At 43.4% G+C, this 24,245-nt stretch carries 24 protein-coding genes and 1 tRNA gene; 1 reads left to right on the forward strand and 24 read right to left on the reverse strand.

Going from position 1 to position 24,245, the window contains the following annotated elements:
• Position 1: 1 nt before the first annotated feature.
• The 24 genes from hemA to zapA all read right to left on the reverse strand — a co-directional run bounded on the left by hemA (position 2) and on the right by zapA (position 23,130).
• On the reverse strand, positions 2–1,342 hold the full coding sequence (gene hemA / locus AC3IPL_RS06800) for a glutamyl-tRNA reductase (protein ID WP_489240059.1): 1,341 nt from the start codon (positions 1,340–1,342) through the stop codon (positions 2–4).
• 72 nt (positions 1,343–1,414) lie between these two features.
• Positions 1,415–2,002, reverse strand: a complete 588-nt coding sequence (yihA, locus tag AC3IPL_RS06805; RefSeq protein WP_489240061.1) for a ribosome biogenesis GTP-binding protein YihA/YsxC — start codon at positions 2,000–2,002, stop codon at positions 1,415–1,417.
• Between the two features lie 87 nt (positions 2,003–2,089).
• A complete protein-coding gene (gene clpX / locus AC3IPL_RS06810) occupies positions 2,090–3,352 on the reverse strand; it encodes an ATP-dependent Clp protease ATP-binding subunit ClpX (protein WP_489240063.1) in 1,263 nt (420 codons plus the stop codon).
• Between the two features lie 203 nt (positions 3,353–3,555).
• The gene (gene tig, locus AC3IPL_RS06815; protein WP_489240065.1) at positions 3,556–4,839 is read right to left on the reverse strand and encodes a trigger factor; all 1,284 of its coding nucleotides are present in this window, start codon (positions 4,837–4,839) and stop codon (positions 3,556–3,558) included.
• An 85-nt stretch (positions 4,840–4,924) separates the two neighbouring features.
• Entirely contained in the window at positions 4,925–5,878 is a 954-nt protein-coding gene (locus AC3IPL_RS06820; protein WP_489240067.1) for a hypothetical protein, read from the reverse strand.
• Entirely contained in the window at positions 5,879–6,499 is a 621-nt protein-coding gene (locus AC3IPL_RS06825) for an NUDIX domain-containing protein (RefSeq protein ID WP_489240069.1), read from the reverse strand.
• Positions 6,500–6,604: 105 nt separating this feature from the next.
• Positions 6,605–6,678, reverse strand: a tRNA-Arg gene (locus AC3IPL_RS06830).
• A gap of 119 nt (positions 6,679–6,797) precedes the next feature.
• Complete coding sequence (locus AC3IPL_RS06835) at positions 6,798–7,298, reverse strand: metallophosphoesterase family protein (RefSeq protein WP_489240072.1); 501 nt, start codon at positions 7,296–7,298, stop codon at positions 6,798–6,800.
• 17 nt (positions 7,299–7,315) lie between these two features.
• A complete protein-coding gene (locus AC3IPL_RS06840) occupies positions 7,316–7,885 on the reverse strand; it encodes an XTP/dITP diphosphatase (protein ID WP_489240073.1) in 570 nt (189 codons plus the stop codon).
• Positions 7,886–7,887: 2 nt separating this feature from the next.
• On the reverse strand, positions 7,888–8,694 hold the full coding sequence (racE, locus tag AC3IPL_RS06845; RefSeq protein ID WP_489240075.1) for a glutamate racemase: 807 nt from the start codon (positions 8,692–8,694) through the stop codon (positions 7,888–7,890).
• A complete protein-coding gene (locus AC3IPL_RS06850) occupies positions 8,687–9,127 on the reverse strand; it encodes a MarR family winged helix-turn-helix transcriptional regulator (protein ID WP_489240076.1) in 441 nt (146 codons plus the stop codon). The genes racE and AC3IPL_RS06850 overlap by 8 nt, the downstream gene beginning before the upstream one ends.
• Before the next feature lie 128 nt (positions 9,128–9,255).
• A complete protein-coding gene (gene sdhB / locus AC3IPL_RS06855) occupies positions 9,256–10,020 on the reverse strand; it encodes a succinate dehydrogenase iron-sulfur subunit (protein ID WP_489240078.1) in 765 nt (254 codons plus the stop codon).
• A complete protein-coding gene (sdhA, locus tag AC3IPL_RS06860; protein ID WP_489240080.1) occupies positions 10,020–11,780 on the reverse strand; it encodes a succinate dehydrogenase flavoprotein subunit in 1,761 nt (586 codons plus the stop codon). The genes sdhB and sdhA overlap by 1 nt, the downstream gene beginning before the upstream one ends.
• Positions 11,781–11,800: 20 nt before the next feature.
• Positions 11,801–12,412 (reverse strand): succinate dehydrogenase cytochrome b558 subunit, encoded by a 612-nt coding sequence (locus AC3IPL_RS06865; protein ID WP_489240082.1) that lies wholly within the window; start codon positions 12,410–12,412, stop codon positions 11,801–11,803.
• Between the two features lie 280 nt (positions 12,413–12,692).
• A complete protein-coding gene (gene uvrC / locus AC3IPL_RS06870; protein WP_489240083.1) occupies positions 12,693–14,480 on the reverse strand; it encodes an excinuclease ABC subunit UvrC in 1,788 nt (595 codons plus the stop codon).
• 63 nt (positions 14,481–14,543) lie between these two features.
• Entirely contained in the window at positions 14,544–14,858 is a 315-nt protein-coding gene (trxA, locus tag AC3IPL_RS06875) for a thioredoxin (RefSeq protein WP_149458438.1), read from the reverse strand.
• 71 nt (positions 14,859–14,929) lie between these two features.
• Positions 14,930–15,877 (reverse strand): electron transfer flavoprotein subunit alpha/FixB family protein, encoded by a 948-nt coding sequence (locus AC3IPL_RS06880; RefSeq protein WP_489242306.1) that lies wholly within the window; start codon positions 15,875–15,877, stop codon positions 14,930–14,932.
• Between the two features lie 12 nt (positions 15,878–15,889).
• Positions 15,890–16,660, reverse strand: a complete 771-nt coding sequence (locus AC3IPL_RS06885) for an electron transfer flavoprotein subunit beta/FixA family protein (RefSeq protein WP_489240086.1) — start codon at positions 16,658–16,660, stop codon at positions 15,890–15,892.
• 21 nt (positions 16,661–16,681) lie between these two features.
• On the reverse strand, positions 16,682–17,434 hold the full coding sequence (locus AC3IPL_RS06890; RefSeq protein ID WP_489240088.1) for an enoyl-CoA hydratase-related protein: 753 nt from the start codon (positions 17,432–17,434) through the stop codon (positions 16,682–16,684).
• Positions 17,427–18,014, reverse strand: coding sequence for a fatty acid metabolism transcriptional regulator FadR (gene fadR, locus AC3IPL_RS06895; protein WP_489240090.1), 588 nt, complete (start codon positions 18,012–18,014; stop codon positions 17,427–17,429). The genes AC3IPL_RS06890 and fadR overlap by 8 nt, the downstream gene beginning before the upstream one ends.
• 213 nt (positions 18,015–18,227) lie before the next feature.
• Positions 18,228–20,567: an endonuclease MutS2 gene (locus AC3IPL_RS06900; RefSeq protein ID WP_489240092.1), complete on the reverse strand. Its 2,340-nt coding sequence runs from the start codon at positions 20,565–20,567 to the stop codon at positions 18,228–18,230.
• Positions 20,564–22,270 carry a DNA polymerase/3'-5' exonuclease PolX gene (polX, locus tag AC3IPL_RS06905; protein WP_489240094.1) on the reverse strand — a complete coding sequence of 569 codons (1,707 nt, stop codon included), beginning with the start codon at positions 22,268–22,270 and terminating at the stop codon, positions 20,564–20,566. The genes AC3IPL_RS06900 and polX overlap by 4 nt, the downstream gene beginning before the upstream one ends.
• Positions 22,271–22,316: 46 nt before the next feature.
• A complete protein-coding gene (locus AC3IPL_RS06910) occupies positions 22,317–22,865 on the reverse strand; it encodes a CvpA family protein (RefSeq protein ID WP_489240096.1) in 549 nt (182 codons plus the stop codon).
• Complete coding sequence (gene zapA / locus AC3IPL_RS06915) at positions 22,858–23,130, reverse strand: cell division protein ZapA (RefSeq protein ID WP_489240098.1); 273 nt, start codon at positions 23,128–23,130, stop codon at positions 22,858–22,860. The genes AC3IPL_RS06910 and zapA overlap by 8 nt, the downstream gene beginning before the upstream one ends.
• A gap of 91 nt (positions 23,131–23,221) precedes the next feature.
• On the opposite strand from zapA, the gene rnhC reads away from it, so the two are divergent.
• Positions 23,222–24,139: a ribonuclease HIII gene (rnhC, locus tag AC3IPL_RS06920; protein ID WP_489240100.1), complete on the forward strand. Its 918-nt coding sequence runs from the start codon at positions 23,222–23,224 to the stop codon at positions 24,137–24,139.
• The last annotated feature ends 106 nt before the right edge of the window (positions 24,140–24,245 follow it).

Here is a 24,245-nt window from a genome sequence, read left to right on the forward strand (position 1 = left end):
CTCACCCATTTCTTGGTTCAAGTTGTCCCCGAAATGCTTTTATATCATAGTTGTCGCGCGCGTTAATCGTATCTACTTCATTCGTAATATTGAAAATTTCCTGGAAGAACTGCAGTTCTTCCTGTCTATTGTCATGTCCACTTAATTCTTTTGCCTGCTGTATCGGATCTTTTAACATCTGATTGATGATACTCTTCATATGTTTTGAGATGACTTTGCGTTCACGCTCTGTTAAGTCAGGCATTTTACGGTCAATACTTTCCATTGTTGTTTCCTGTATACGCAGTGCTTTTTCGCGCAGTGCTGTAATGACAGGCACAACTCCGAGCATATTAACCCAATCTGTGAACTGAACCACTGCACGATCAATCATATAATGTATTCTCTCTGCTGCTTTTTCACGTTCAGCAAGGTTGGCATCGACGAGTCCTTTTAAGTCATCGACATCATAGTTGAACACAAGATCCAGATTGCCGACTTTAGGATCGATATCACGCGGGACAGCGATATCAATCAGCACGATAGGATGAGAAGGGCGCATACGCATCAAGCCTGTCATCATCTCTTCAGTGATGATATAATCGCGTGAACTCGTTGAGGATATCACAATATCACTGTTCATCAGTGCACATTGCAGTTCATTCATCAAAATATGACGGCCGTCAAATCTATCTGCCAATGATTTTGCTTTTTCAGGTGTCCGGTTGATGACAGTTATATCACGTGCTCCACTACCTGTAAGATTCTCAAGTGCAAGTTCAGCCATTTCGCCTGCACCGACGATCAGAATCTTCTTATCATTCAATGAACCAAGAATTTTCTTCGATAGTTCCACCGCTGCATAAGAAACAGAAACTGCCTTGGAAGAAATATCTGTTTCTGAATGTGCCCGCTTCGCTAAAGTGATAGCTTCTTTGAATAATTTGTTGAACATGGTCCCTGTTGCACCCTCGCTCTGTGCAATCAAGAAACTGTCACGGATCTGTCCTAGTATTTGAGTTTCGCCTAGAACGATAGAATCCAGTCCAGCTGTTACATGATATAGATGTGAGACCGCTGCGTCATCAACTTTGATAGTCGTGACAGATTCCACTACTTCCTGAGCCACATCGAACCAATCTGCTAAGAAAGATTTGATGTAGTAGCGGCCTGTATGAAGCTGATCGACCACCGCATAGATTTCCGTGCGATTACATGTCGATATGATGACACCTTCAAGTATAGATTTTTGATTGATTAATGTTTGATGTGCCTGTTCTATATTTAGTTCTGAAAATGTCAGTTTTTCTCTCAAACTTACATCTGCTGTACGGTGATTAACGCTCACTACAACAATATGCATTTTATGTCGCCCCCATTTATAGCCATTAGTACTATTATAACATGAAATTACGGTTTGATAAGAGCTAATGCTCTACAAATATTTCTCGATAGCCTGCCAGATCAATGTGTTTTTATCTTTTGATAATGAGGAATAACTGATCAACGTGTCACCAGAATCCATCTCTAGTGTCTGTCGAACAATTTTCAAATGTTTCTGTACTTTACCTTTAGGTATTTTGTCTTCTTTTGTCGCAATAATAATGACTGGGATATCATAGTGCTTCAGAAAATCATACATCAGGACGTCATCCTGTGTTGGTTCGTGACGGATGTCAACGAGCTGAATAACGACCGCGAGATTTTCGCGCGTCGTCAAATAAGTCTCAATCATTTTACCCCAGCGTTCGCGTTCTGTTTTAGATACTTTGGCGTAACCGTATCCAGGCACATCGACGAATACCAGCTGCTCGTCGATATTGAAGAAGTTAAGTGTCTGAGTTTTTCCTGGTTTTGAAGAGATTCTCGCCATGCTCCTGCGGTTGATCATCGTATTGATGAAGGATGATTTACCTACATTTGAACGGCCGGCAAGCGCAATTTCCTGCAGTCCTGTGTCCGGATACTGCTCCGGTTTAACCGCACTGATAATGATTTCTACGTTGTTCGGATTGATATTCATAGTTTTCTCCTGTTTTTCTTCTTATTATACACGGTCAAATCATCAAAAAGAAACCTCATAGAGTAAACGACCCCATGAGGTTAAGTGTTATGCTGATTTTTCTGCCTCGATCAAATTTGAAGCCTCGTCATACATTTCAGGAGCAATCGATTCACGTATCGTCTGCTCTGTAATAACGACTTTAGCGACATTTTCTTCTGATGGAATATCAAACATAATATCCATCAGGCTCTCTTCAATAATAGAACGCAGGCCACGTGCACCTGTTTTACGTTCAATCGCTAGTTCACTGATAGCTGTCAATGCTTCATCTGTAAACTCAAGTTCAACACCATCAAGCTCAAGAATTTTCTTGAACTGCTTCACTAATGCATTTTTAGGCTGAGTTAATATGCTCTTCAATGCATCGACGTCCAGCTGTTCTAAATTAGCAACGACTGGTATACGACCGATGAACTCAGGAATCAGACCATAAGCTTGAAGGTCTTCTGGTTTGATTTGTGACAGTAACGACGCATCGTCAAAGTCTTTCTCTTTGATGCCTGTGAAACCGATGACTTTTTCTCCGAGGCGGCGTTTGATCACTTCGTCAATGCCGTCAAATGCACCACCGAGAATGAATAAAATATTCGTTGTATCAATCTGAATGAACTCCTGGTTAGGATGTTTGCGTCCACCTTGAGGCGGCACAGAAGCGACAGTCCCTTCAAGAATCTTTAAGAGCGCCTGCTGCACACCTTCACCTGATACATCACGAGTAATCGAAGTATTCTCAGATTTACGGGCAATCTTATCTATCTCATCGACATAGATAATCCCTTTTTCTGCGCGTTCGATATCGAAATCAGCCGCCTGGATCAGTCTCAGAAGAATATTCTCTACATCTTCACCGACATAACCCGCTTCTGTTAAACTAGTCGCATCCGCAATCGCAAATGGGACATTCAAAGAACGTGCCAGTGTTTGAGCAAGCAGTGTCTTACCGCTGCCCGTCGGACCGATCAATGCGATATTACTTTTCTGCAGTTCAACTGCCTCTTCTTCAGTTTGTGCCGGCTGAACAATACGTTTGTAGTGATTATAGACAGCGACAGCCAGTGCTTTTTTGGCTTTCGTCTGACCGATCACATAGTCGTCAAGCAGCGCCAGCATTTCCTTAGGTTTTGGAATTTCTGTCAATTCTTCACTATGTGTTGTTTTCAGTTCTTCTTCAACAATTTCTGCACATAGTTCGATACATTCATTACATATATAGACACCGCTTCCGGCTACTAATTTTTTGACTTGATCTTGATCCTTGCCACAGAAGGAACACTTCAAGTTTTCTTCGTCTTCATCAAATTTAAACATGTTTACACCCCTGTCTCTAGAAGAATATACTAAAAAGCTACTGCATATGCAAATAATTAAACCGGAAAGAGTCTGACTTATAAATGAACCAGCTCTAAATAAAAAGATGGCCTATATCTACTCTAGATATAGGGCCATTTGTTCGATGACATCTGGCTGATAGCCGAGGCAGACAGCTTGGAAATCTTCGCAGTTAGATGTAACTATTTAGCTTTTGATTCGTTCACTAATACATCGATTGCTTTTTGGATGCGCAGATCATCTTTCAATACATCTGTGTTGCCAAGCGCTGAACGGATATCGTCTACTGATAAACCGAACTGCTCGCTCATGTTAGTGAGTTCTGCTTCTACATCTTCATCAGAGATTTCGATGTTTTCTGCATTAGCGATAGCAGCAAGTGTCAAGTTTGTTTTCACACGTTTCTCTGCATCTTCCTGCATGCTTTCTTTTAACTGCTCTTCTGATTGACCAGAGAACTGGTAGTAAAGCTCAAGATTCAGACCTTGCTGTGCAATGCGTTGCTCAAATTCCTGCATCATGCGGCCCAGCTCAGTGTCAACCATTGCTTGAGGAATATCAACTTGAGCATTGTCAGTCACTTGACCGATCAATGATTCTTTTGTCGCGTTTTCAGCTTCGATTTTTTTCTGTTCAGCTAAGTCTGAACGGAATTTAGTTTTGTAGGCATCGACTGAATCAGCTGATTCGTCTAATTCTTTAGCTAACTCATCATCCAGTTCCGGCACTTCTTTCGTTTTTACTTCATTGATTTTCACTTTGAACACTGCTTCTTTACCCGCTAATTCTTCAGCATGGTATTCTTCAGGGAATGTTACAGTCACGTCTTTTTCGTCACCAGTTTTAGTGCCCACTAACTGCTCTTCGAAACCAGGGATGAATTGACCTGAACCAATTTCAAGATCGTATCCTTCTGCTTTGCCACCTTCAAACTGCTCATCGCCTACATAACCATCGAAATCAAGGTTAACGATATCGCCGTCTTCAACAGCGCCGTCTTCTTTAACAACAAGTTCTGCTTTACGTGCAAGTTCAGCATTGATAGCTGCTTCGAATTCTTCGTCAGACACTTCAGTGTCTGCTGCTTCTACTTCAAGCCCTTTGTAGTCGCCTAAAGTTACTTCCGGCTCAACAGTCACTTTAGCAGTGAAGATTAATTCTTTTCCTTTTTCCATTTGTTCGATGTCGATTTCAGGACGGTCAACCGGGTTGATTCCTGCTTCATCTACTGCCTCTGCATACGCATCTGGTAAGATGAAATCAAGAGCATCCTGGTATAAAGATTCAACGCCGAAACGCTTTTCGAATAATGGACGCGGCATTTTCCCTTTACGGAAACCAGGTACGTTCACTTGTTTAACGACTTTTTTGAATGCTTTATCTAATCCTGTATTTACTTGTTCTGCAGGAACAGTAACCGTTAAAACGCCTACGTTACCTTCTTGTTTTTCCCATTTTGCTGTCATGTGTAATAACCTCCACGCATTTCTCTAAATTTTCAACTCTTTTATTATAGCATAATTCACCATGCGTTCAACAATATGAATTATATTAGTGTTCTTTCATTTCTATTGATTTAATCTGTCTGATGATTTCTACATGCCGGTCCGTTTCTTCGATGTGCTGCGGCTGTTCAATGGCGAACAGCTCAGTCAAATATAACACATGACTATCGACTATCTCCTGAACATCAAACAGTCTGCCTTCTCCGTCTCTATAATCAAGTGGATAAAGGAGCATCTGCTGCATGTTCAGCCATTCTGCAACCGCTGAAGATAATGAAGGAACGTTATTATCGAACCAATCAATCACCTGCGGATAGACGTCAGTCATCATCCTTGTATCCTGGAGATGAGGCAGTTCTGCCAGGTTCAGTTGAATAAGGTCACCGAACTTCATCAGATGAATGATGCCGGCCTGATGATTCAACAGCAGGTATTCAATCATCAATGTCTGCACCTTGGCATCCAACGGCTGCTCGAGCAGATACTTGACCGTTTCTATATAGGTTGACTGTTCAGACTGAATGAGCTCGAGCATGAGATGATACTGCTCACTTTCAGACATCGACTGAAAGTGACGGAACTTATCCACTGCTTTTTTTTCACGTTCGTTCAATTGATGCCTGGCTGCATCATATAGCGGAAGCAGCTGCATCAACAATGCTTGATCAAGCTTTTCTGAACGGAGTGATTCAATCAATTCAACGACGGTCTGATACTGTTCCAGAGCAAACAAACTCTCAAGGAAGTAATTAATGACAACATCGTATGACGAGTGTCCTTGATTCAATAGAATACTTGATTCTTCGCGCAGTTCAATAAATGAACCAAGTTTCAGCAGTACTTCAAGTTTAATGAGCTGCTGCTGTTCACTGAGTTCAATATGACGTTCCATGTCATTGATAATATCATAAGCCTCTTCATAGTTTTGCCTTGCCATCGCATCTTCCAACTGACGGTTGAGTCCTTCACCAATCTTCGGAAAGATGATAAGATCGCTCATTTAATAACCTTGATTGTAAAGCGCGTCTATAATGAGACGGCTCCATGTTTCATAGTCTGCTGCTGCTGATAGTTCATGTTTATTTTTCCATTGGATGGCAAGTGTATCTGTTTCCATCACGTTCACATCATTTGACTGGACTTTGATCTTGAACACTAAACCAATGTGGACTCGACCGACTTCATTATCATCATCATTAATAAAGCCCATCAGTTCAAGATCTGAATCGGGAATCCGGGTCAGGCCGACTTCTTCTTCAAGCTCTCTTCGGGCATTCTCAATTAATATTTTCTCAATATGATCACCGTCAAGATGATTCATATGTCCGCCAATACCAATGGAACTTAATCCGTGAAGTCTATTTTCACCGCCGCCTGTTAATCGTTCATAGACTAAAATCTCATCCTGTTCGTTTTCCAGGATGCAGTATGAAATCAACTGTTTGAATGATGGGTCTTCTTCCATGTCGCCCCGTCGTTTCACTTCGTATTTAGACAAAGTCTCAAATATTTCAAGCGCTCGCTGGTCTTCCATCGTAATAAAGCCGTTAAATGCATTTTTTTCATGACTGAACATAGATTCTCTATCGACCACGATGATCTGTTCATCAAATTTATTCATCGGTTTACCCCTCATCTTTAAATTCATAGTTAAATTTTAAACGATTTATTTAATGTGTACAAATAAAAAAGGAAATGTGAACAATCACATTTCCTTTTGTGTTAGCGTCCTGGGAGGGATTCGAACCCCCGACCGACGGCTTAGAAGGCCGTTGCTCTATCCAGCTGAGCTACCAGGACTCATTCAAGACAAGATTAATTATAATCAAGTTTGAACTTTAAAGTCAATAACAAATAGTGACAAAACAGACATATCGAAAAACTATTATAGTGTTATTACACCTTTCTAGCACATATGACTACAATGCGACTACTTCTTCAGCCATCATTTCGTGCTGCTGATTAAAAAATGTAATACGCTGTTCTGTGTCATCAATGGTGATGACTGCATAACTTTCAGGCTCTTGATTTCTGGACTGGGCTATGCTGCCCGGATTGATACACACTACACCATCAACATAATCGACTTGTCTAATATGTGTATGTCCGTAAAATGCCAGTTTACACTGTTCGTCACGTGCAGCTGCAGCAAGTGCTTCAAGTCCACGGTTCACTCGATGGAGATGACCATGAGTAATATAGGCATTCAGCCCATTAGCTGAAATAACCGCGTCGTCTTTAAATTCAACACCGTAATCACAGTTGCCAGCTACTTTTATGTAGCCTTTCAGTTCATGATGATGATAGTTAAATTCAGAATCGCCCAGATGAATCAAAAGATCTGCATCGTCATGAATCGATTTAATATCTGTCAGTATTTGCTCAAGTCCATGATTATCACTTACTACTACCCATTTCATAGTGCCATCTCCCTTAATTAGAAGTCTTGTTTCAGCAGGTCAATTGCTTGTCCACGGTGACTGACCTCTGCTTTTTCTTCGCCGGACAGCTCAGCCATCATTCTTTGCTGCTCAGGCAGATAGAAGACGGGATCATAGCCGAAGCCATTTTCGCCTCGCCGTTCATAGGCAATTTCACCCGCTACTTCGCCGCGGTACGTCTTCGTTTCATGACCAGGTTCGCTCAGTGCGATGACGCACACAAACTTCGCTGTGCGGTCCGCGACGTCTTTCATATTTTTAAGCAGCAGGTCAATGTTGGCATCATCATTTTTTTCCAGTCCTGCATAGCGGGCTGAATAAATGCCCGGTTCGCCGTTCAGCGCATCAACAGCAAGGCCTGAATCGTCTGCAATGACAATTTTATTAAGGAGTCGGCAGGCCGCTTCAGATTTCAATGCGGCATTCTCTTCAAATGTAGTTCCTGTTTCGTCGACATCAAAATCTGGTAGTAAAGACTGGATCCCGATGACACGATCATTCGGAAAAATATATTTAAAATCATTAATTTTACCTTGATTTCCTGTAGCGATGACAATCTCTCTCATGATTATTCCTCCGTTAAGTTGATAGATTCAACATTGATAGATGGATCTTCAAGCCATTCTCTCGCAATCCGCGTAAACTTCTCTGCGTCGCCGTTGACAAAAAATCGATGGTTGATGTCTGGTGAGTAATGCGCATGTTCCTGACTGAATGTCAGCAGCGCACTGACTTCCCGTGCAGTTTCCAGACCGGACGAAATGATGGTCTTCTCACCACCGAAATAATTTTCGATATAATCTTTTAACAACGGATAATGCGTGCACCCTAAAATGACGGTATCACTATTATCATGACGCCACTGCTTCAGCGTCTGATGAATGACGATGTTCGTGACAATCGGATCTTTGTAACGAACTTGTTCCACTAAAGGGACAAAGCCGGGACAGCTGATCCCCTTCACTTCAATCGCCGGATTGATGGACATCACCATCTTACGGTAAGCTTCAGATTTAATCGTCCCTTCAGTGCCTAAGACGAGTACTTTGTTATTCGTCGTTGTCATGATGGCAGTACGTGCGCCGGGCTCAATTACGCCGATCACAGGAATCGGCAGCAGCTGCTGCAGTGATTGAAGCGCGACTGCTGTTGCCGTGTTACAGGCAATGACCAGCATCTTAATACCTTTAGTCATCAGGAACTGAGCAAGTTCAGTCGTAAACTGTCTTACTTCATCACCATGTCTCGGACCATAAGGACAACGTGCGACATCACCTAAATAATAAATGGTCTCATTAGGCAGCTGCCGCATTATTTCCTTGGCCACTGTTAAGCCGCCTACTCCTGAATCAATGACACCGATCGGTCTATTCATGATGCTGTTCTCCAACCGCTATATACAGCAGTTCGACTGAGCGTTTCAATTCCTCTTTCTCCTGAGCAGACATATGGCCCATTAAGCCGGTCAAATACTGCTGCCGATGTGCGATGACTTCTTCTATAATAGCAGTGCCCTTCTTTTCGAGCAGCAGATTGACTTTCCTCTTATCATTTAAGTCCTTTTCGCGGCGCACGCAGTTTTTAAGAATGAGCTGATCCACCATTTCAGATGTAGTGGATACAGCAAGGCCCATATTTCCGGCAAGCTGTCCAACAGTCATCGGTCCTTCACCGAGCCATTGGATGGCAATGAACTGCTGATTGGAGATTTGATACGACTGCAATATACTGCGTCCCTGTATTTTAATACGATCAGCAATTCTTCTTAATTGATATTCTAGTGGAATAACGATTTCATTATTGTTCATAACTACTCCTTCTTATTCATATAACTCTATCATATCAAAAAAATAAAAGTCATACATCAATCATATGAGAAGGCCCTAATTATCGTGTAATTAGGGCCTTCTCATATGATTGATTGTCTGTATGTGTATTAATTAACTTGATAATCAGAACCGAAGAATGATTTGAATAACTGGAAGTTCGCCTGGCGGTTCATCGCTGCGATTGATGTTGTCAACGGAATTCCTTTAGGACATGCTTTTACACAGTTCTGAGAATTACCGCATTCAGCAAGACCACCTTCACCCATTAACGCATGCAGCCGTTCATCTTTGTTCATGCTTCCTGTTGGATGCAGGTTGAATAGACGTACTTGTGAAATAGGCTGTGCCCCCATAAATTTAGAATTCTGGTTGACGTTTGGACATACTTCAAGGCAAACTCCACAGGTCATGCATTTTGACAGTTCATAGGCTGTCTGGCGTTTTTTCTCAGGCATACGAGGACCAGGTCCTAGATCGTATGTACCATCGACAGGGACCCATGCTTTAACACGTTTCAAGTTATCGAACATTTTAGAGCGGTCGACCTGCAGGTCACGCATCACAGGGAAAGTCGCCATCGGTTCCAGACGGATCGGCTGTTCCAATGTATCGATGATTGTTGAACAAGATTGGCGTGCTCTACCATTGATGACCATAGAACATGCACCACATACTTCTTCAAGGCAGTTCATATCCCATGTTACAGGTGTTGTTTTTTCGCCTTTTGCATTGACAGGATTACGCTGAATCTCCATTAATGCTGCAATTACGTTCATGTTCGGACGATAAGGAATCACAAATTGTTCGTCATAAGGTTTTGACTCCGGATTTGCCTGGCGTTTGATAATAAGTTCAATTGTTTTTTCGGCCATTAGTGTTTACCTCCTTTTTTAGAGTAATCACGTACACGTGGAGGAATCAAGCTGACATCGACATCTTCATAGTTGAAGATCGGTGGATTTTCAGGACCATCAAATGATGCCATTGTCGTTTTCAACCACTCTTCATCGTTACGTTCAGGGAATTCAGGCTTATAGTGAGCTCCTCGGGATTCATTACGGTTATAGGCACCGATTGTCATCACACGAGCGAGTACAAGCATGTTCCACAATTGACGCGTAAAGAATACAGCCTGGTTGCTCCAAGTTGATGTATCTTCCATATCAATGTGTTGATAACGTTCCATCAATTCAACAATTTTTTTATCGGTTTCAAGCAGCTTATCGTTATGACGCACAACAGTAACGTTTGCTGTCATAATCTCACCAAGTTCTTTGTGCAGTTTATATGCGTTTTCTGTTCCGCGCATATTGAGCAATGAGTCAAAGCGGACTCTTTCGTTCTCCACTTGGCGCTCGTAGATTTCAGTCGGGATATCCTCATAAGATTTGTCCAGGTTTTTGATGTAGTTAATCGCGTTAGGACCGGCCACCATACCGCCGTAAATCGCAGACAGCAGTGAGTTTGCTCCTAGACGGTTCCCACCGTGCTGAGAATAATCACATTCACCCGCTGCAAACAGCCCTGGAATATTCGTCATTTGATCGTAATCTACCCATAGACCACCCATAGAATAGTGGACCGCAGGGAAGATTTTCATCGGAACTTTACGCGGGTCGTCTCCTGTGAATTTTTCGTAGATTTCAATGATTCCGCCGAGCTTCACATCAAGTTCATGAGGATCTTTGTGACTTAAGTCAAGATACACCATGTTTTCTCCGTTAATACCGAGTTTCTGATTGACACAGACATCAAAGATTTCTCGTGTTGCGATATCACGCGGGACTAAATTACCATAGTCAGGATATTTTTCTTCAAGGAAGTACCAAGGCTTACCGTCTTTATATGTCCAGACACGCCCGCCTTCACCACGAGCAGATTCACTCATTAAGCGCAGCTTGTCGTCTCCTGGAATCGCGGTCGGGTGAATCTGAATGAACTCACCATTCGCATAAGTGGCACCTTGCTGATAGACAACAGATGCTGCTGATCCTGTATTGATCATTGAGTTCGTTGACTTACCAAAGATGATACCAGGGCCGCCCGTTGCCATAATTACAGCATCAGAACCAAATGATTGAATCTCTGAATCAATCAAATTCTGAGCGACGATACCACGGCAAGTGCCTTCATCGTCTCTAACAATACCGAGGAATTCCCAGCCTTCATATTTCGTAATCAATCCTTCAACTTCATAGCGGCGCACTTGCTCATCAAGCGCATATAATAATTGCTGGCCTGTTGTCGCACCTGCATAAGCTGTACGGTGATAAAGCGTGCCGCCGAAACGACGGAAGTCAAGTAACCCTTCAGGCGTTCTGTTGAACATGACACCCATCCGGTCAAGTAAGTGAATAATTGCTGGTGCTGCTTCAGTCATTGCTTTTACAGGCGGCTGATTAGCAAGGAAATCACCGCCATATACTGTATCATCGAAGTGAATCCACGGTGAATCGCCTTCACCTTTCGTGTTAACTGCACCATTGATCCCACCTTGTGCACATACTGAGTGAGATCGTTTTACAGGTACTAATGAGAACAGCTCTACATTTGTATTCTGTTCTGCTGCTTTAATCGCTGCCATTAAACCGGCAAGACCGCCGCCGACAACAATAACCTTACTGTTTGCCATATATATGCCACTCCTCTAAATTAAATGAATGCAAATAATGCTGTTAAACCTAATGCTGACACTGCCAGGAATACGACTAATGACACATAAGTCATGATGCGCTGTGACTTTTCGTTCTGAGTGATACCCCAAGTCACTGCAAATGACCATAAGCCGTTCGCAAAGTGGAATACTGTACTTAAAACACCAATCACATAAAATACTAAATAAAACGGATTTTCCAGAATGCTCTGCATCATATTGAAATCAACGTGCTGACCAAAAGCCGCCTGCACTCTTGTCTGCCATACATGCACCGCAATGAAAAGAAATGTAATGACGCCTGTCACACGCTGAAGCAGGAACATCCAGTTACGGAATGTTGAATAATGTCCGACATTATTGCGCGATGTAAAAGCAATATATACACCATAGATGGCATGGAACAATATTGGAATATAGATGACTACCGTCTCAAGAAGTAGTTTCAGCGGTAAGCTGCCCATGAAGTCTGAAGCTTTGTTGAAGCTGTCAGCACCATAAATTGCAAAGTGGTTGATAAATAAATGTTGGAGTAAGAATACACCAATCGGCAGTACACCAAGCAATGAGTGCAACCTGCGTAATGCAAAAGACTGTTCTGATTTCGCCAAGCGAAGTCCCCCCTAATAATTTTTTTCGACAAGTCAAATCAACACACTCAATTCTACGCTTAATGATTTCTGAAATCAAGAAACCGATTACATTTAGCAGAAAAAAATGAAGACTTGCTTTATGAAATTATTGTAACACTTTTCATTGCCATATGGACGATGATAATAATTATCATTTAACATGCCTTCAAATCTGATAACAATGGGCATGACAAAAAGCCTTGTGCCCATGAATGAATACGATTAAACCAACCGTCATTCACCTGAGCTGTCAAGGCTGCTATGATGTTTCATTTAGGGCAGCCATCAACTTTTCAGCAGTGGCTTTCGGAATACCAAGCGCTGTCAGTTCATCAATCGATGCTTCTTTGATGCGTTTAATAGAACCGAAATGTTTAATGAGCTGTGTTTTCCGCTTTGGTCCGACACCCGGGATATGATCGAGCTGTGACTGCAGCCCTGTTTTCTTGCGTGTCTGTCTGTGGAACGTGATTGCAAAACGATGGACTTCATCCTGGATCCGCTGCAGCAGATAGAACGCCTGACTTTTTTTGTTCAGCGGGATAATATCCGCCTTGTCTCCGTATAATAGTTCTGCAGTCTGGTGCTTTGCATTTTTCTTCAGTCCTGCAACTGGTATATCCAGTCCGAGTTCATCTTCCAGTACGCTGGTAATGACGTTCATATGGCCTTTACCGCCATCGACAATGATCAAGTCGGGCAGCGGCAGCCCTTCACGAAGCACTCTAGTATAGCGTCTTCTCACGACTTCAGCCATCGATTTATAGTCATCAGGGCCTTGTACCGTCCGGATTTTATATTTTCTGTAGTCCTTCTTGCTGGGTCTCCCGTCGATGAATGTGATCATTGCAGAGACTGGGTCGACCCCTTGTATGTTGGAGTTGTCAAATGCCTCTATTCGAATCGGCGTCTGAATATTCATCGCCTGTCCGAGCTCCTCGATGGCATTGATCGTCCGCGATTCATCGCGCTCGATAATATCAAATTTAGTCGTCAGTGCAATCTTTGCATTTTTCTCAGCAAGTGCCACCATCTCACGCTTCGGTCCGCGGGCAGGCTGCACGACTTTCGTGTCGACAACAGAACGAACCATCTCAATATCAAGACCGACTGGAATATGAACTTCTTTCGGCAGAATATTTTGGCTCAGCTGATAGAATTGACCGATGAAATTATAGAACTGATCTTCCGGATCCTGCAATAGCGGCACCATCGATACATTACGTTCAATCAAATTACCCTGCCGGATAAAGAAGACCTGGACGCACATCCAGCCTTTATCTACACTGTAACCGAAAATATCACGGACGGTCATGTCTGCTGTCATCATCTTCTGCTTGAACATGATGGCTTCAATATGACTGATCAGATCTCTATATTCCTTTGCCTGCTCAAAGTTCAGTTCACTGCTCGCCTCATTCATTTTTCTTTGCAGATCTTCGACAATCGTCGCATCTTCCCCATTCAGAAACTGTGTCACCGTCTGTATCATCTGCTGATATTCCTGTTCTTCAACCGGATAGACACAAGGTCCAAGACACTGACCGATATGATAGTAAAGACAGAGTTTGTCCGGCATGTGATTGCATTTACGAAACGGAATAATGCGGTCCAGCAGCTTTTTCGTTTCCTGTGCTGAATAAGCATTAGGATAAGGTCCAAAATATTTACCTGTATTCTTTTTGACTTGACGCGTGACCAGCAGTCTTGGGTGCTTCTCCTTAGTAATCTTGATGAAAGGATAACTCTTGTCATCTTTCAGCATAATGTTATACCGCGGATAATGTTTCTTGATTAATGTCAGTTCAAGCAGCAGCGACTCAATCTCTGAACTGGTCACAATAAATTCAAAGTCTCGAATTTCTGCGACGAGACGTGTCGTCTTCTCATCATGTGTGCCGTTGAAATAAGAGCGCACCCGGTTGCGCAGATTTTTCGCTTTGCCGACATAAATAATCTCACCTTGTCTGTCCTTCATTAAATAACAGCCAGGTTCCAACGGCAGCACTGCAAGCTTCTGCCTTATTTTAATTTCAAAATCTTCCATTCGCCATTCCCCATTCAAAATAAAAAAGAGCCGAAGCTCTTTTTTATGCGTGATATACGCTTCTTAGTAATGTTTTTCAAGAACTGATTGAAGTTGTTCTTTAGGTTGGAAACCTACGACTTTGTCAACAACTTGACCGTCTTTGAAGACGATTAATGTTGGAATACTCATCACTTCGAATTTAGCGGCTGTTGCCTGGTTTTCGTCTACATCTACTTTGACGATGTTTGCTTTACCATCGATATCTCCTGCTAAATCTTCAAGTACCGGCGCAATCATTTTACATGGTCCGCACCAAGGTGCCCAGAAGTCCACTAAAGTAACGCCTTCTTTAATATTTTCTTCAAAGTTTGCATCAGTTGCATTAATCAATGCCATTGTTAATTCCTCCTAAATTTAAATGATACATGGAGTATAACACGGTCACTTTAAACCGTCATCCTCTTTGCTCATGCTTGTACGCCGGCTGATTTGAAAGCATCTGTCAGCATCGGTACGACTTCAAATAAATCACCGACAATACCGTAGTCTGCCACACTGAAAATGTTCGCTTCTGGATCTTTGTTGATAGCGACAATGACTTTTGCATTGCTCATGCCGGCAAGATGCTGAATCGCTCCTGAAATACCACAGGCAATATACAGGTCGGGCGTCACTACTTTACCCGTCTGACCGATCTGCAGTGAATAATCGCAGTACTCAGCATCTGTCGCACCGCGGGATGCACCTACCGCTCCGCCTAACACATCAGCGAGTTCCTGCAGCATCTCAAATCCTTCTTTCGATTTGACACCGCGTCCCCCTGCCACGACTACTTTTGCTTCTGCTAAGTCAACACCCGCTGCTGCTTTTTGGACAATCTCATTGATCGTTGTTCGCAAGTCTTTGATGTCCACATCAAGTGTTTCCACATTGCTGGTACCTGCTCCATCCAGCACATCAAAGTTATTCGGTCTGATAGTCACTACTTTGAAGTCACTGTTGAATGTTTTAGTTTCAAATGCCTTCCCTGAATAAATCGGACGTTTAAAGCTGCCGTCCTCATAATCGATGACGTCTGTGATCAAGCCGCCGTTTCTTCTGACGGCAATTCTCGGTGCAATATCTTTACCGATCGCTGTATGGCCGAGAATCAAATATTCCGGCTCTACTGCTTCAAGGGCTGCCGTGATAGCCTGGGCATAGCCGTCGTTCGAATAGGATGACAGCTGATCATTCACAATCGAAAGAATCTGGTCAGCCCCATGTGCTGCCAATAGACGGTGCATATCATCTGTCCCATTGATGACCAGCACTGTGACATCACCCAGTTGTTTACCTAATGTAATGGCTTCAAATGAAACATTTCTCAGCTGACTATCTTTCACTTCTGCTACTGTTAATATTTTCGTCATGATATATCCCCTTTTTTATCCGACTATCTTTCTATCATTGATTAAAATACCGACTAATTCATCCACCTGTGCATGTAGATCCCCGTCAAGAATACGTCCAGCTGCTTTGTCTTCCGGCATTGATAGATGCTCTACTGTCGTCAGTGCTGCGATATCATCAACATCAATATCATCCAGCTCGACTTCATCAAGCGGCTTTTTCTTTGCTTTCATAATACCTGGTAGAGATGGATATCTCGGTTCATTCAAACCTTGCTGGCAGGTCATCAAAAATGGCAGTTGAACAGTCACTTTCTCTGTATCACCTTCAGCATCTCTTGTAATATGCGCAGTTGAGCCGTCGACTGTGAGTTCTACTGCAGTGGTGACATAAGGAATATCAAGCAGTTCTGCTACTGCCGGCGCAACAGAGCCGCTGCCGCCGTCAATCGCGACGTTACCAGCGAGTAGGATATCAACGTCCTGTGCTCCAACGTATCCTGCAATCACTTTTGCGATGCTGCTGCTGTCCATTTCATCATAGTCATCTTCAGCATTGATTAACACGGCACGGTCCGCCCCCATTGCGAGTGCCGTCCGCAGTTCCTTCTCGCTCTCTTCATGGCCGACTGTCAGTACGACAATCTCACCATCATGTGCTTCTTTTAGTTTGACAGCTTCTTCAATCGCATATTCATCATATGGATTGATGATGAATTCCGCACTGTCCTCATCGATTCTGTCCCCTTGCAGCTGAATGCGCTCTTCCGTGTCAAACGTCCGTTTCATCAGTACATAAATATTCATTGTGCATCCCCTTTGTGAGTATTATTTAAAATCCGGTTGCCGTTTGCTGATAAAGGCGTCAATACCTTCTTTTGCGTTATTTGTATCAAAGATCTTACCAAATAGTTGTGCTTCAGTCTGATCACCTGCGAAAGCGTCCTCAGCAGCATTGACAGTCATGATGCCTGTAATTGAGTCTTTTGAGTAGCCGGCAATGGTGCGGCTCAACTGTTCGGCGTAGCGGTTCATCTCGTCCTCTGTCGAAAATACTTTCGTGATAAGACCCAGCACTTCTGCTTCAGAACCATTGACTGACTGACCGGTCAATACCATTTCCAGTGCTTTCGCAGTGCCGATATACGATTTAAGGCGTCTGATGCCTGAATAGCCGGGCATCACTCCAAGTTTAATTTCAGGTAAGCCGAGCTGCGCCTCTATCGTACTCAGTCGAATATGACAGCTCATGGCCAGTTCAAGGCCGCCCCCTAATGCAGCGCCTTTGATCAAGGCAATGACCGGCACAGACAACTGTTCTATTCTATTGAATACTTGATGGGTGTCGTGACTCTGCTGTTCGAGTTCTGCTGCACTACGTGACGTAAATTCCTTGATGTCAGCACCAGCAGAGAAGAACTTCCCTTCACCTTTGATCAGTACGACTTTGATAGCAGGATCTGACTCAATCGCATCAAGCTGCTCCGATAACTGTGCAATCAGTTCCACTGATAATGCATTGGCTTTAGGACGGTCAATCGTCAACGTACCGACGTGGTCGACTACTGATAAGTTAATCATTGCTCGACTCCTTTGCGACTGCTTTATTGATTAAATAATAGAGATCATCAAACTGTGACAGGATGTCATATTTGAAGTCTGCGACTACCCATGTTGAAACGGCTTCATCGATTGCTCCAAATACCAGCTGTCTTGCAAATTTCAAATTCATCGCATCATCAAAGACGCGGGCTTCAATCCCTTTGACAAGAATTTCTTCCAGCAGGCGATGATACGGAATCAGCAGATGATTCAGTCTGTTTCTCATCTCTTTCTTAGATTGTCTGAGTTCAAGTTGAACGCAGGCTGCCAGTGACTGATCAAGTGCCAGCCATTCGACATGATTTCTGACGAAGATTTTGAGCTGTTCTTCTGGAGAAGAAGCGGCTGTCAACGTCTGTTCCATCGCAGCCATCAGCTGATCTACTTTGTATTCAAACATACCGAACAAAATATCATCCTTATTTTTAAAATATAGGTAGATGGTGCCATCTGCGACTCCTGCCTGCTTGGCTATTCTGGATACTTGTGCTCCATGATAGCCGTGTTCTGCGATGACTTCTACAGCTGCATTAATAATCAATTGTCGTTTTTCAGTCAATTTAGTTCTCCCTCTCCAATGAATGACCATTCATTCAATTAATAGTATAGAAAAGAAGTAATTTTCCGTCAAGTTATTTTCAGAATATTACTTCTTTTTGTTGTTCGTTATTTTAAAGATAAGTAGACAACGCCGCCGATCATCATCAGTACAGCAGCGATGATCAAGACGACGGCAAGCTTATACATGTCAAAATTCCACATAGTTATCCTCCTATTTCAGTTCAACCACTGTCACACCGAAACCACCTTCAGACGGCATGCCGCCTCGAAAAGATTTTACCATCTTAGCACGTTTTAAATAGTCCTGCACCCCTTTTTGGAGCGCTCCAGTACCTTTACCGTGAATGATCGTCACTTGACTGTAATTGCTGAGTAATGCCTGATCCAGATAGTTTTCAAGTCGGCTGAGTGCCTCTTCATAGCGCTCACCCCGCAGATCAAGTTCCATCTTGATAGTCTGGCGGTTGACGCGTGGCACCACACGAATCTGCTTGTCTTTTTCCGGCTGCTCTTTCTTGAAGTCAGATAACGGTAGTTTCATTTTAATGATGCCCATCTGAACGAACGCTTCTTCTTTGTCTACTGACAGGATGACGCCCTTTTGACCGTAGGACAGCACTTTGACATGGTCCCCCGGCTCAATGCTCTCCTGTACTTGCTGCTGCGCTGCTTTCTTTAAGGTTGTTTCATTATAGAGGCCTTTGAACTGCCCTTTTTTCTCGATCAGTTCGTTTTCTTTAATACCCTGCTGTTCGGTACGCAGCATCTTCAAGTCTTTAATGATATCGTCTGCTGCTTTTTCAGCTTTTGTCACAATCTCATTCGCTGTCTGTCTGGCCTGCTCCATCAGTGCTTCTTTTTGACGGTTGTAGAGTTCGTACTGCTCAGACAGCTCACGATGAAGCTGCGCTGCTTCTTTTTTCAAGTTTTCCAGTCTGATGCGGTCATTCTCTGCCTGGCGTGTATTCCGCTCCAAAGCAGTGATCATTTCATTGACTTCAACATTATCCATATGGATGAGCTGTTTCGCATGTTTGATGACCGACAGATCAAGTCCCAGCTTTTTAGAGATTTCAAAGGCATTACTCTTTCCTGGTACACCCATCAATAACTTGTAAGTGGGGCTCAACGTATCGATGTCAAATTCGACACTGGCATTCATCACATGTTCACGGTTATAGCTGTATGCTTTCAGTTCAGGGTAATGTGTCGTTGCCATCGTCATGACATTCTTTTCGAGACAGCGGTCCAGAATACTCATCGCAAGAGCCGCCCCTTCAGAAGGGTCAGTCCCTGAGCCCAGCTCATCAAACAGTACGAGACTGTGTTCATCCATTTCCTTCAGAATAGAGACAATGTTTGTCATATGACTGGAAAATGTTGACAACGATTGTTCAATTGACTGTTCATCACCGATATCACAAAACACTTCATCATAAATGCTGAGTGAGGCGCCTTCAGCTGCTGGAATCATGAGACCAGACTGAGTCATCAAAATAATCAGACCGACTGTTTTCAACGTTACCGTCTTACCCCCTGTATTCGGGCCGGTAATGATGACTGAATGGATGTCATCGCCAAATGTAATGCTATTTTTCACCACTGTTGCAGGGTCAAGTAGCGGGTGCCATGCAAGCGGCAGGTCTATCGTCCGCTCTTCTTCAATCGTCGGGATGACCCCTTTCAATGAATGACCGTATTTAGCTTTTGCGAGCTGATAATCGAGTGCTCCCATGACATCGGTCACCCAGTTGATGTCATGATGCGCTTCGGCAACAAGCGCTGACAGTTCGTACAGAATCCGGCTTATTTCCTCGTTCTCACGGGCTGCTACAGCGTTCAACTGACTGCTGAGTTCGATGATGCTGTTTGGTTCAATATAGAAGGTCTGACCAGATGCCGAAGTATCGTGGACAATGCCTGGAAAGTCCTGTTTGTATTCACTTCTTACCGGGATGACCTGGCGGTCGTTACGAATCGTTACAATGGCGTCTGATAACTTCTTCTGGTTCGCCTGCGAACGCACGATGGAGTCGAGCTTATCTTTGATGCGTCGATTGATGGTCTTCTTCTGCTGACGAATATCATATAGTGCTGATGAGGCATTGTCACGTACTTCAACCTCATCACACTTAGCATCAATTTCGTCACTGATATGACTGAGCACCGGTAGTTTCTGAAACTGGGCAGTCAAAATCGGCAGTGCGACGTCGCCGCCTTCAGCCAGATTAAGCAGATACGTTTTGTAGCGATTGGTTACTCGTATATTATTTTTGATACGGTTCAGTTCAGTGACACTGAGCATCGAGCCGATGTGGGCCCGTTTTGTCAATGGTTTGACCGCTGTCAGCGTACTCATACCAGGCTCGCTGCCCTGCATATGAATGAGACGTGCTTCATCCAGAACAGCAAGCTGATCGACGATCCAGTTTTTATCAGATGATGGCTGCATCGCATTGATCAGCACATGACTCACTTCATTCTGAGCATATGTCAAGACGCGGTCTTTGACGCGGTCATATTCTAAAACGGTTAGTGCTTTGTTGTTCATTTTTCGTTCTTTCCTTCCTTAAGCCACTTTCTGAATGCTTCACGAGTCATCGTATTGATGACCTGGTCTTTTGTGACATGGCCTTTAATGGCTGTACCGACTCCGTACTTCATCAGTTGCAGATGATCGATATGATGGGCATCTGTATTAATAGCAATCGACAGCCCTGGGTGTGCTTTAAGCACACTGCTGCTGATGTCGAGTCTGATTGGATGCGCATTGACTTCAAGGACTGTTCCTGTTGCTCTCGCTGTCTCAATCAGCTGATCCATATTGACTGGGTAGCCGTCTCTTGAGCCAAGCAGTCGTCCGGTCGGATGTGCAATCTGCCGCACATAAGGATTATGACAGGCATTCAACAGCCGTTCCATAATTTTGCTTTCAGGCTGACTGAACGACTGATGAATGGCTGCAATGACATAGTCCAGCTGCGCAAGTACATCGTCAGGAAAGTCAAGTGTCCCATCCGACAGAATATCCATTTCAGTACCGCTGTATATATCTATTTCTGAATACGCTTGATTCAATGTCTTGATTTTCTGCTGCTGCTCAAGTAGTCGTTCAATAGACAATCCATTGGCCACTCTTAAACTTCTTGAATGATCTGTGATGACCATATAGTCATAGCCTTTATTGATACATGCTTCAATCATCTCTTCAAGTTCATGGGCTCCGTCACTCGCTGTGGTATGCATGTGAAGGTCTCCTTTGATGTCAGCGAGCGTGCCAATCTCCTGCTGATTGACATCAAATGCTTCTACTGTATCGCGCATCTCCGGCGGAATGAACGGTAGTCCATAATGCTGATAGATGTCTTTTTCTGCCGGGAATTGAATCAATTCACCATCAGCTGTCGTGATTCCGTACTCGTTGACTTTTTCATTTTTTGCTTTGGCAAGCTGGCGCATCTTCACATTATGGTCTTTGCTGCCCGTGAAATGATTGAGCATCTGCGCAAATCCACCTTCGTCTGTAAACCTGAAGTCAACTGCTGTTTCAATATCATCAACGGCAACCGTTACCGACACCTTTTCTCTGCCGCTCACTTCGACATGCGTCACGATAGCCATGGCTGCAATTTCAGAAGCTGCTGTCTCAGGTTGGTCTGTTTCAATTATATAGTCCAAGTCTTTGCTGAATTCAGCCATCCGACGATGACTACCCGCCACCTGGTAGCGCGTCACGGCGGAACATTGTTCCAGTGCTTCATTGATATACAGTGACAGTTGGGCTGCTTCGTTAATGCTTAAGTCGTGTTTTGTCGTCAGTTCTTCAATGCCTTTTAAAATCGTTTCTTCTGTTTTAGCTCCAAAGCCCGGGAGTTCTTTGACGCGGCCATCCAGACACGCTTGTTTAAGTTCATCAATAGTTGTGATGCCAAGCGTCTTGTGCAGCTTGACGATTTTCTTGGCACCGAGATTTCTGATCTTCAGCATCTTGATATGCCCTTCAGGCACCTGTGACTTCAACTCATCAAGCAGCGATGACTGACCGGCAGCTCTATATTCATCCAGTAGTTCAGAGACACTTTTGCCGATACCCGGCAGCACCGAGAAGTCCTCAATATCATCGATAGGTGTCTGTGATTGTTCAATCGATGCTGCTGCTTTTCGATAGGCGGATACTTTAAAACTGTTTTCTCCTTTAAGTTCCATGTACAGTCCGATTGTTTCAAGTAATTTAATATAGTCTTTTTTTGTCATGTGATGACCTCCAAAATAAAAGTCATAGACTTCCGCCTATGACTTTTCATTTAAAAATATGAATGAACGCGGCATTTTCAAACCAGTGAATGGCACGGCTGCTCAATATCGGTGTATATTCAACAACGAATTTAGCAATAAAGCTGCCATCGATACGCTCCTGTATAAAAGGTAAAGGAATCATTGCAATAAAAAAGAACAGCAGAAATACAAGGATATAGCTTTCGATAAAGCCGAGCAGCGAGCCCAGCCATGCATTCAGCTGCTTGAGAAGCGGCAGCTGTGCTATATAATCAAAGACCGTTGCAATCATCTGCAGAATCACTTTACTAATAATAAAGATAAAGATAAAACTGACAATGTTATAAAACGCATGTTCACTATCTATCCAGTCGATAAGAACAGGTGCCTGCTGATTGGCAGAAGGGTAAGGAATGATCATATCCAGCTTCTCGGCAAGCTCCTTGTAGAAAATACGTGCGATGATCAGCGAACCGATTGTACCTATTAAATGCATTGACTGCAGAATAAATCCTCTTCTGAGTCCAATGACAGCACCCAGAACAAGGAAGAACAATAAAATAATATCAATCATTGACCGGACCCTGACCTTCCGACTCATATTTTGCCAGCAGGTCTTCGTATTTCTCCTGCAGCTTCACATAATCGTCCATAATATTGACCGCCGTCAGCACAGCTTTACGGGATGTATCGAGACCGGCATTGTACTTAGAGACTTCTCTAATCCTCATATCAACCAGTCCTGCGACGTGTCTAATATGACTCGGTTCTTCTTCCCCGATTATCGTGTAATGTTGATCATATATCGTAACGGTTATTCTATTTTTAAATTCACCCATATGGTCCACTCCACTGTTCGTCATTTACTTTATATGTTACCATTTTTTATAATGAATACACAATAAAAATACGACTGTTGAGGGATTTACATTGAGTACCGTAGTCAAAAACATGAATCAAGAAGATATCAACACATTGCTGAAGCGATTTTCCTTCGAAAAAACGGGCCTGCCACCTGGTATGACAGCACGCACTAAAGTACAGGGCCATACGATTTCCATCTATCAATCCAAAAAAGTGATGATCCAAGGGAAAGATGCCGAAACACTTGGGGCTGATCTGCTCGGCGACCTCCCGAATAAACCCGCTGTCAGTACGGTCACATCCACTTTAGACTATGACCACTTCAACTGCATCGGTTCTGACGAGGCAGGGTCAGGCGATTATTTCGGTCCACTGACCGTCTGTGCAGCCTATGTCAGCAAGGAACATGCATTGATCTTAAAAGAACTCGGCGTCATGGACTCTAAAAAGTTGAATGATGCGACGATCTGCCAGCTTGCTGAAAACATCATCACTTTTTTACCGCATTCGCTGCTCGTGCTTGATAACGTCAAATACAACGAGCGTAAAGCAGCAGGCTGGAGCCAGGTCAAGATGAAGGCAGTCCTTCATAATCAGGCAATCATCAATGTGCTGAATAAAATTGATGAAGAAACACTGGATTATATCGTTATCGACCAGTTTGCCGTCGAGCCGGTCTATAACCGCTATATCCTGACCCCACCAACACTGCCTATGAAGACCAAATTTGAGACTAAAGGAGAGAGCAAATCTATCGCCATCGCTGCAGCTAGTATCATCTCTCGCTATGCTTTCGTTAAACATATGGATGCTATTGAAAAGGACTTGACGATGGATGTCTATAAAGGCGCATCAGCTAAAGTCGATCTGCAGGCAGCAAAAATCATCCAGCGCTACGGTGTCAATCGTCTCGACAACATTACCAAGAAAGACTTCAAAAACAGAGCAAAAGCACTTAATCTAGTCGAAAGGAAGCGGTCATAATGGAACCGATCTATTACGGCGCAGGTCTCGGCATCATTGCCTACCTGCTATGGTATATTGCTAAGGAAATAGGGAAAAGAAGAAAGTAAAATCATCTCATGTGAAA

Source organism: Macrococcus sp. GL_134, assembly GCF_057834705.1.